Source organism: Undibacterium sp. GrIS 1.2, assembly GCF_040544435.1.
Classification (GTDB): domain Bacteria; phylum Pseudomonadota; class Gammaproteobacteria; order Burkholderiales; family Burkholderiaceae_D; genus Undibacterium.
On sequence record NZ_JBEONP010000081.1, the window covers coordinates 1 to 10,435 of the forward strand.

Below are 10,435 nucleotides of genomic sequence, written 5' to 3' on the forward strand. Positions count from 1 at the left end.
CTACCTGTAAAAATAATCGTATTGATGAATTGCTTCCGCTGCGGGCAAAATCGGTTATTTGCTGATCGTCTAGGTGGGTCTGTCGGACGCATACACATATCGTTGGTAAATGGACTATCATCCATCGGCAGGAAATTGGCGCGACTGGAAATCCAGGTGATATGAGAAGGGCGATTCGGGCCGCAGCGCGAGATCAAGTCCAAGAAAATCTCCGCTCCGGATTGTCCGCCGCCTATCACTGCGACCGAACGTTGTCCAAGGTTTTTGCCGCGCCACGTAAAATCGGCGCTGTGGAACAGGTAGTCATCCGGAGCCTGATGTATGAAATCGGGGAAGGCAGGTACCTTGCCGACGCCGAACACCACGTTTGGAGAGCGGAAATCGCCACCGCTGGTACGCACGATAAAGGTACCGTCATGATCCACTTCCTGCACGTCGGTACCAAATTCAAGTCCCTTGATTTGGCTGCATACCCAGCTCAGATAGTGGGCGAATTCACGGCGTGAAACAGCGTCGAATCGCGCATTAATGAAATGGCCAAGGCGTCCTTGTTGGTGTAGATAGGTAAGGAAAGTGTAGGCGCTGCTTGGATTCGCTAGCGTGACTAGATCCTTGAACAGAGAAACTTGGAGGTTAGCACCCTCGATTTGCATGCCCTCATGCCATCCGAATTGCGCACTGCGATCAAAAAATAAAGCCTTAACCCCATCATCGGCCAAGTGGCAGGCGAGGCTAAGATTGGCGGGACCTATCCCGATACCAAGACATTGGGCCATGGTGTTTTTCCTTTATGGATGTGTGACTGAGCAAGCCGAAGCCACTCAGGAGTGCGCACCGCTTAATGTGGTACGCGCCGCGTTTGTTATATTTGCAACTGTAATTGTGATCATCCCAATACTAGAGAATGGCCGTTCCTGTGTTGGGTGCATGAGGGAGCTTGGGGGAGTAGCGTTTTCTGAACAAAAAATACTGAGCAATAATTCGTTGACTTCATGTAAATAATCGTGAAAAATGCGTTTTTTTTAATAACTAAAAGCAAACAAATGGCGATTTATGCGAATTGAAATGTTAGGAAGTTTTGGCGTGCTCGATGACGCAGATAGGCTGCTCAGCTTACGTCGCATGACGACCTTGATTCTGGCTGCAATTGCCGCTGCGGGCAGTCGTGGCGTACTCCGTGAAATTCTGGCCGAACGGTTTTGGCCAGGCCGGTCCGACGGGCAGTCCAAATCTTGCTTGCGCCAAGCACTGACTGCGCTGCGCAAGGTGCTGGCCGAGGGTAAAGGGATCACGTTGGTCTCCGATTCAGAGACGGTTCGTCTAGAGGTGTTGCCAGGGCGCATAGACCTGCTGACTTTTGAAGACATCTGTGAGCGTCTGTTCACCAAAGGCGCTGCAGACGAGGAGCTAGTGCTGGCGGCTGAGTTGTATCGCGGCCCGTTCATGGAAGGTGCCTCCTTTGGTACCATCGATGAGTACCCGTTTATTGCCCATCGCGAGGCCCTGCAAGAAAAGGCCCTGCGCTTGGTAGAGGAGATGAGCCGGCGTCCGGCGTTGGTAGGTGCTACTACCGGACTTGCCTCTCGATTGCTCAAGACTGATCCGACCGCAGAGGAAGCGCATCGCGCACTCATACGTGTCGCCTTGTGCGAGAACCGGGTGAATCGGGCGCACAAGCAGTTGGAGTTGTGTCGCAAAGCGCTCCAAGAAGAGCTAGGGGTCGAGCCGGAACCAGAAACGATCATGTTGATCGAGGAAGGCAGGGCGGCGGCGGAGGTTCCCGCTACCGTCGCCGATGAAGTTACAACACTGGCTCTGAAACCCGCGCCGCCTACCAGCATGCCACTTTCCGGTCGCCCATCGGTTGCAGTATTGCCCTTCGTGCAGCATGGCAACAGCGAGCACAACTTCCTGGTTGATGGCATTGTCAATGAGCTGACCACAGCCTTGTCGCGTATGCGAGCGTTTATTGTGATGTCGCGGCAATCGGCCTACACTTATAAGGAACGTTTTGTCGATGCCCGTGTTGTTGGTAAGGAATTGGGCGTGTCCTATATTGTCGATGGCACCGTCCAGATAGTGTCGTCGGAAATGCTTGTATTTGTGCAACTTGTCGAGACTACTAATAGTGAAGTGGTCTGGAGCGGCCGCTTTAGAGACAATATTTCAGACATGTTCGATTTACAGGAGCAGATTGCCCAAAAAATTGCTGCCGGGATTCATCCGTCCATCCGCAAGACCGAGATTGAGCGAGTACGGCGTGCTCAGCCGGAGCATTTGGATGCCTATGGATTGGTCATGAAGGGATATCCCAAATTTTGGTTGCATACCGCTGAAAGTAACGCCGAAGCGGTGATCCTGTTCGACCTAGCTATCGCTAAGGATCCGACCTACGGCCATGCCTTGGCGCTCAAGGCGTGGTGCCATGCGCAGCGCACTTGCTACTTATGGACTAATGACGCCGAAGCCGAGCGGCGCTTGGCCTTGGACAGCGCACATCGTGCCGAAGCGTGTGTAGGCGACGATGCGACGGCGTTGGCTGCTCTGGGGGCAACCTACACGATGGTATCAGCTGAACAGGGCCGTGCGCGCATATTGCTCAATCGCTGCCTCGAAATCGATCCGTGCAATGCCTGGGGCTGGATGCGTCTGGGCTGGTTGCACGCGCTGAGCAATGAACCACGTGAGGCCTTGGCCAGTTTCGAGCAAAGTATACAACTGAGCCCGATGGATCCCTTCAAATTTAACGTTTATTTCGGGCAGGCACTGGCATGGTCGAGTCTTAATGAATACGATCGGGCTATTGAACTCGTTTATAAGGGTATCCATTTAGGGCACTCTGTGACATGGGTCTACCGTATGCTTGCCTGTTATTACGCACTCGCCGGGAACAAGATGAAGATGCTCGAGGCGGTCGACGAATTTCGCCGCGTGCATCCGAGTGCGACGCTCGAACAAATCTTTAAAAGCTTACCACCGATGATGGTCGAAACGAACCTGCGGTACCTTGAGGCGATGAGCGATAGTGGGGTGGGTCTGCCCAACTCCAAGTAGCTTAAACGGCCGCTCAGACGGCCGTTTCCTCTCATTTTAGTCGCTTTGGCATTGCGTCCCCTGACCTCGCCGTATGCCCTTCTTGCCATTAGGTAAGTATTTTTCAAGCACCTTGCTGCATCACCTTCACCCTCCCCTTGCCCCAAATCCGACCTATCCGTAGATGTTTTAGGGGTCAGATTACGCATTTTTCACTCCGCGAAACGAAGGATTTATCGTGCCGTAGACGCCTATATCACGATTGCGATGCGCCCTAAGCCCAAACTATCACGGTTGAAAGTCCATTGGTGAAACTGTCATTGGAAGATCTACGTGGCGAGCAAGGCTGGCAAATTGTTGCCACCGGCAACTAGTTATTTGAGACAAGGAAGAAGCACTATGGCGCATATAGTTTTTGTAGAAACTACGCACTTGGGTATCCAGGCAATCGAGGCTGCAAAACGTTTCGGGCATCGAGTTTCGTTCATTACATCCGGCAATGTTGATTGGCTGCTCACAGAGGAAGACAAGATGATCGTCAGTCAGAATGTCGACCATGTTTGGAACACCAGCGATACGCAGGATGTCGATGCGGTGCGCCATGCTTTAAAGGCATGTAGCACAGCCTTCCCCGTCGATGCTGTGCTGAGTACGTTACACCAGTGCGTTCCGGCAACCACGGCAGCGGCGGCGGAATTGGGATTTCCCTCCACTAGCCCTACTGGAATTGAAAATGCTCGCGACAAATCTCGTTGCCGCCAATTGCTAGATGAAGCGCAGATTCCATCGGTCAAGCACGCGTCGGTTCATTCCGCTAAGCAAGCGTTGGCGGCCCTAGAAACGATAGGCTATCCGGCTATTATCAAGCCTACAACTGGCATGGGCAAGCTGATCACTACGTTTGTGCACTCGGAATCGGATGTTCTGGCTCATTTTGAACAGGCTGAATCCCAACTCCTGAACCTGGACCTCAGCTTACGCAGAGAGCTATCCCTCGAATTTATTATCGAGGAACTGGCAGTCGGCCCTTTGTATTCGATCGAAGTTGGTGTAAGTGCTCACGGAGAATGGATGCCATTTGCCATTTTGCGCCGCAAGACAGGAGCCCACAATCCAATTTTAGAAATGGGATCAATTATTCCGTGCGGCTTGAGCGAGGCGCAATACGACGAAGTCGCACAGTATGCCATTCGGGTGCTGAAGGTGTTGGGCCTCGATCTCGGCATTTTTCACGTGGAATTTATTTACACCCAGAATGGTCCTCGCTTGGTTGAAGTCAATCCACGCATCGCCGGCGGCACCATTCCGGACCTGATCCGTGCCGCGACTGGGGCGAACCTATTCGAGTATCTGGTGCGAATCTTTCTTGGCGAGAGAATCGGCCTGACCAAGCTCGAGTGCAAAATTGCCGCAAGCCATTCACTGATCGGTGTCGCGGAGCATTGTACTGTGCGGGCTAATTTGCCAGAAAACTGGTTTGAGCCGATCCAGCAGCGATTGCATTCGGGTTATGTTGATATTCGTCCAGGCCAGATAGTTAAGAAAATGCATACCAATTACGACGTCTACGGCGTGGTTCGTACCACCGCCGACAGCTACGACGCGGTCGTCAGCAAGATAGACGGATTTTACGCAGAGGTGGAGCAGGTGCTCGGCATCAAACTGACCGAGATTCGCAACTGAGGCGGCTGCCGCCCCAAAAAATTAAGAATACATTATCGAGGAGAAATTATGGAACGTAATATGCTCATGATCGGTGGCTGGACCGATATTTATGAAAAAACCAAGGCACTCGGTTTTGCGTTAACACTTGTGCAGAAGAAAGGGAATATAACGCACAGAGACTTTGAGCTGGCCGATCAGATCATCACGTCCGATCTGAATAATGCAGCCGTTCCTGAGTTGGTCGCTTCGTTGCATGCGACTAAGCCGTTCGATGTGGTTGTGTCATTCCAGGAACTTGGCATGCTGAACGCCGCCGTGATCGGTGATCGACTCGGCATTGCCAGTAATCCGCTGGCGCCCGTGCTGCTCACCTGCAACAAAGGTCGGATGCGCGAGCATCTCGATGTCCAAAGGATTCGGTCAATTCCCTATCTAATCGCCAGTTCACCGGAAGATGTCATTGATTTCGCACAGCGCTGTGGCTGGCCGGTGATTCTTAAACCGATTAGTGGCACTGGCAGCAAGCAGATTCACAAATTGCACGCCGCGCATGAAGTTGCACCAGCGTATGCCGCTATCGTCAAGGATTTTCCCAATGCGAGCCCGATCGCGGAGAAATTCATCAATGGCCTAGAAGTGAGCGTGGAGGGTTTCAGCTGGCATGGCAAGCATACGATTCTGGGCGTGACAGACAAAATCACTACCGGTGCCCCCCATTTCGTCGAAACGGGACACAGTATGCCATCAGCCCTTGCGCCGGCATTGGTAGCGCAAATCAAAGCGCTAACGGAAGAATTTCTCGTTTCAGTTGGCCATATGAGCGGCCCCTCGCATACGGAGATGATCATCTCTGATGACGGCCCGGTCATCGTTGAATCTCACACGCGCACAGGCGGCGACCGGATTTTCGAAATGGTCGAACTGGTGCATGGGGTCGACATGATTGGCGCCACATTGCAGGGATACGCGGGAAAGGAAGCGGCGCACTCCTCGAACCGCGCCGGCGGTGCGGCCATACGCTATTTGACTCTGCCTGCCGGAGAGATTACTGCAATTGCCGGCATTGAGCAGGCACGTAATTCAGCGGGGGTGGTGCGCTGCGATATTGATTTACAAATCGGAATGCGCACCAATAGTTTTAAAAACTCTAACGAACGGCATGGCTATATTTTGGCAATCGGCGACAGCGCCGCCGAGGCAATCGAGAACGTCGAAAACGCCATGAAAAAAATTCACATTATCGTCGCATAGGACCCATCATGAGTAGCATTTTTTCAGTTTTACGGGAACGGGAATACAGCAAATATGCGGCTGCCTCCGCGTTGACCTCGGTAGGCACTGGGATGCAATTCGTTGCCATCTCTTGGTATCTGTGGACGATCACACACTCCGCATCGGCCATAGGCTGGATTTTGATCCTTTCAACCTTGCCAGGAATGTTGTTTTCGCCATGGATCGGCGCATTGATTGATCGCGGGGACGCCCGCCGCATTTGTATCAGTGCCGACTTGGTAAGGTGTGCCATTCTCGTCGCGCTAGTGGTTGCCACGTATTCCATCAAAACGAATCTCACCATATTCTATGTGAGTATCTTCTGCATTGCCATTTGCGACAATTTTTTTCAGCCCGCAGTCGGTGCCATGGTACGTTCGATTGTTTCACGCGAGCAGCTATTATCGGCAAATATTGTTGGCAATATGTGCATGCAAATCGGCGTGCTTGTCGGGGCGGGGGTGGGTGGCCTGCTGGTGGCGCAGTTTGGTGCACCGGTAGTTCTTCTAGTCAATGCCTTTGCGCTCATTATTTCTGCGATTCTGACCTCCTGCATTAAGACGCTGGCGCCGCGGTTGGAGTCTGAGTTTGGTGAAATTACCAAGCATCCTAGTTTTATGGATGAATTCAAGGCCACAGCAAAGTATATTTTCCAACACAGCCATATCATTTGGCTCGCCAATCTGCAGATGTTCGTCTACATCACTTTGTACGTCTGCAACACCTTGTTGGCAGCGTTTGTCGATAGGGAGTTGGCCGCTGGTGCGTCTGGCTTTGGCATCATCGATGCGGCATGGGGGGCAGGCGCTCTGCTCGGTGGTTTGTCTCTCAGCACCATTGTCAAGAAAATCGATCGTCGGCTGTTTGGTCTGTTGGGATTGCTCCTGCTGTCGGCAGCCGTTTTCCTATTTCTTACCTCACACGCCTTGCCTCAGGCATTTTTCGCCTACTTGCTGCTGGGTTTCTTGGCCTGCACCATTCGCGTCAACACGGACACTATCCTGGTTTCGGAAGTCGACCCCGCTTATTTTGGCAGGGTCAAATCAACCATCACGATGTTCATATCGTATATCGGACTGGCGTTATATGCCGTGGTTGGTTATTTGGGAGATACGGTGGCAATCCGCACGATTTATATAGCATTGGGGAGTGCGCTTTTCCTTGGTTTTCTGGTCGCTGCACTACCTCGTATCGGTATAAGGAGAATTGCGCAATGAGTTTTGTAAAGAATATTTTTTACGAGGTGTCGATTTACATTTGTGCTGCCGTGGTAGTGATAGCCCCTTGTCATCAAGCACTCGGCGAGACTGAGGCGGCACTGCCGTTACAGCCCGATGGCCCCTCGCAGCCCGAGGAAAGAAACGCAATTTCCCGTGCGGGCTTCGTTCGCGACAGCACAATGACTCTGCTATTCCGGAACTATGCCGAGGTATTGGACATCGAGCGCACAACCAAACGGATTGGTTGGGTGCAAGGTATGCAAGCGCGTTTCGAGTCGGGTATGACAGAAGGGCCTGTAGGATTCGGCATCGACTTTGCACCATTTGTCGCACTCAAGCTCGATGGCGGCGAAGGGTCACGCAATTTGGTACATTTGGAACCAGACGGTAGCGGGCAAAACGACAAATTCTGGAGTTATCTAGGGACGTACGCGTTCAAGGCGGAATTTTCGAATACCTTGTTCAAGGTCGGAAAAGAAATGATCATTAATCCCTATCTGGATCCCTATGATATTCGGGCGCTGCCGCCCAGTTTTCGAGGAACTTCGTTCGTCAACCACTCTTTCAGCGGCCTCACCCTGAGTGGAGGTAGTTTTAATGCCGTCAATGCGCGCGGCGCGACTCAGTTACAACCGCTCTCGACTAATTATGGCGGCACGGCGTACGATCGATTGAGTTATGTTGGAGGCGATTGGAAATTGCCTGGTGATATCGAACTTTCCTTGTATGCAAGTCAGGCGAAGGATGTCTGGAATCAATATTATGTTTCCGCAAGTCACTCTTTCGGAAGCCAACATGCTATTCGCTGGCAGGTCAAAGCCGACAGCTATTTCACCTACGACCAAGGCAAGAAGCTCCAAGGGGCGATCAACAATAAAGCCGCGAGTTTGATGTTGTCTGCCAAATACGGGGCATCCAATCTCGTATTTGGTTACCAGCGTATTTTTGGCGATCAGTTTTTTGATTTTGCAGGGGAGACCGCGGGAATATATCTGGTGAACTCGATGGGGGTAGATTACAACGCGCCGCACGAACAGTCCGCACAAATCCGCTACAAGATCGACGGTACACCCATAGGTGCGCCTGGTTTTCAATTGTCCTTGTGGGGAGTCAAGGCATGGGGTGTCGAAGCTGCCAATGAAGCGAAACGAAATGCAGCTACTGACGCTAATTTGCACGGACTATATTGGAAAGGGGGGCTGCCGATAGCAGGTGGGCACGCCGAACACGGAGTGCAAGCAAAATACACGCTGCAGCAAGGGTTACTTAAGGGCATGTCATTCATGTACATTTATATCGGTCACAGGATTGATCCTACTTATCCAAGCAAAAATTTCGAGATTAATCGTGTGATGATCAATTACCCAGTGCTTCTATTCTGAGGCCGCGCGTTCTGGCATACAACCTCAAGCGAGGGATGAAACAATCCAGAATAGTATGTGGGTGTTGGCGCCGACCGGAAATTGACCCCCTGGGAGTGCCGACAAAAACTTGGACTACTTGGAGGTAGTTTATGTATTCATACGAAGACCGCATTCGAGCAGTTAAGCTTTATATCAAGCTCGGGAAACCTACTGGCTCGAGCATTCGGCAGTTGAGCTATCCAACAAAGAATACACTCAAGAGCTGGTATCTAGAATATTTACAAAGTCGCGATTTGCAGGTGCGGTATATTCGCTCAAGACAGAAGTATCCTGAAGAACAGAAACAGGCAGCGGTTCAACATTACCTAGAGCACGATCGCTGTATTGCTTCAACGATGAAGGCACTGGGATACCCCTGCCGTGCAACGCACACGATATGGATTGATGAACTGCAACCCGAAGTTCGCCGTCGCATTGTAGGCAGAGCCGCAAACGTGCAGCATTCCCCTGAATTCAAGAATGCGGCAGTGATCGAGCTGTGTACCATGACAACAAGTGTACAAGCAATTGCTCAAAAACTAGCGGTATGCAGGCCGACGTTGTATAGATGGAAGAATCAATTACTCGGTCTTGAAGTACTCCCATCCATTAAACGCCGTAACAATTCAAACCAGTTCCTGGACAGACGGGGCTGCAGCGGCAAGTCAAGGCGCTTCAGCGGGACATACAACGATTACAGCTAAACGCTATATTATAGCGAAGTTGTAGCGTATATAAAAGCTGACAAAAGGCAATTCCCCCATCTTAAATGGCATTGCTCTCGTACGTACAGACTACATAACGATGATAGCGCGTCACTTCATATCAAGAGCGATTTGACAGCGACATTAGAAACGTTCGGGCACGCAAAAGTACCCCTAAATAGAAAATCACTGTTCGCGGAATCTAACAACTACTTGGCATTGAACGTTTATGCACAAAGGCGCTTTCTAGCCTTTCATTGGGGGTGGCAATTACCTGGCTAGTATCGCTTTGCTTGAATCGGATAGGCCAGAAAATGAATATGGACATGAAGCGCAGACTAACCTTGCGTAGTATTCGCATTGGTCGATGTCTGGGTCGGAGACAGCCGAGTTGGTGGCATCGATCAGTCCAACACTATCAGGCAAATGAACAGCCATGTCCAATTGACAGGCCGCATCGAAAAGATCACGGTAGCCCTGAGTTGTGCACGACAATAGAGCGTTTTGCACCGCCTTACTAATGTTTGCTACTGGGAAATTCACTCTAGCAGTGGTTAGTCCCGAAATTGCCTCTGTGTGCGATTCTATACGCTGTAGGTCAAACGCACAATGTTCAAAAAATATTCCTGCAATTCCTAGGGTTGCGCATTTTATCTAAGCATTCCGTTCCTCGAATTTAATTTAATTAATACGACTTTCGTCTGTAAAGTGATTTACTGGCAGTCCATACTTTGAAGGATGTCGTACCTATCACTAGGCCTTCTTGGGGATTACCATTGACATCATTCAGCGTCAATAAATTGAATATACTGATTTGTGCAATTACAATTTAATCATATGCGTTGGGAGTCGTTGGCATAAGGGTTGGTGCAAACAGGATAATGCATTCCATTGGGCCAATGTGGTGTCTATTTCGCGCAAGCCAGTTTCAAGGCTGCGGTAATTAAGATTTTGCAGCCGCTTCACTGCGCGACCGATTATTAAAGGATTAACCACCATGGGACAAGTTTAAAGATTTTTATAAAGAATGTGAAAAACCACCTGTTTGAGACCTTTGCATGACAGCCTTAATCAGAGCCGTTTCAGCAAAGGTTGAATTTTTAAAAAATAAAATGATGCTTTTTTAGTGATTTTGTCT

Annotated in this window: 6 protein-coding genes and 1 pseudogene; 6 read left to right on the forward strand and 1 reads right to left on the reverse strand. The window is 50.6% G+C overall.

Annotation, left to right across the window (positions count from 1 at the left end):
• On the reverse strand, positions 1–776 hold a 776-nt coding region (locus AAKU61_RS20905; protein ID WP_354335392.1), incomplete at its 3' end, for a SidA/IucD/PvdA family monooxygenase.
• A gap of 277 nt (positions 777–1,053) precedes the next feature.
• Here AAKU61_RS20905 and AAKU61_RS20910 point away from each other — a divergent pair.
• From AAKU61_RS20910 to AAKU61_RS20935, 6 genes and pseudogenes are all read left to right on the forward strand, one after another.
• A complete protein-coding gene (locus tag AAKU61_RS20910; protein ID WP_354335394.1) occupies positions 1,054–3,054 on the forward strand; it encodes a BTAD domain-containing putative transcriptional regulator in 2,001 nt (666 codons plus the stop codon).
• Between the two features lie 378 nt (positions 3,055–3,432).
• Positions 3,433–4,716: an ATP-grasp domain-containing protein gene (locus AAKU61_RS20915; RefSeq protein WP_354335396.1), complete on the forward strand. Its 1,284-nt coding sequence runs from the start codon at positions 3,433–3,435 to the stop codon at positions 4,714–4,716.
• Between the two features lie 48 nt (positions 4,717–4,764).
• On the forward strand, positions 4,765–5,949 hold the full coding sequence (locus AAKU61_RS20920) for an ATP-grasp domain-containing protein (RefSeq protein WP_354335398.1): 1,185 nt from the start codon (positions 4,765–4,767) through the stop codon (positions 5,947–5,949).
• A gap of 8 nt (positions 5,950–5,957) precedes the next feature.
• The gene (locus AAKU61_RS20925; RefSeq protein WP_354335400.1) at positions 5,958–7,187 is read left to right on the forward strand and encodes an MFS transporter; all 1,230 of its coding nucleotides are present in this window, start codon (positions 5,958–5,960) and stop codon (positions 7,185–7,187) included.
• Complete coding sequence (locus tag AAKU61_RS20930; protein ID WP_354335402.1) at positions 7,184–8,572, forward strand: OprD family outer membrane porin; 1,389 nt, start codon at positions 7,184–7,186, stop codon at positions 8,570–8,572. The genes AAKU61_RS20925 and AAKU61_RS20930 overlap by 4 nt, the downstream gene beginning before the upstream one ends.
• Before the next feature lie 131 nt (positions 8,573–8,703).
• Positions 8,704–9,296, forward strand: a pseudogene (locus AAKU61_RS20935) (transposase); the annotation flags it as partial.
• Positions 9,297–10,435 lie beyond the last annotated feature (1,139 nt).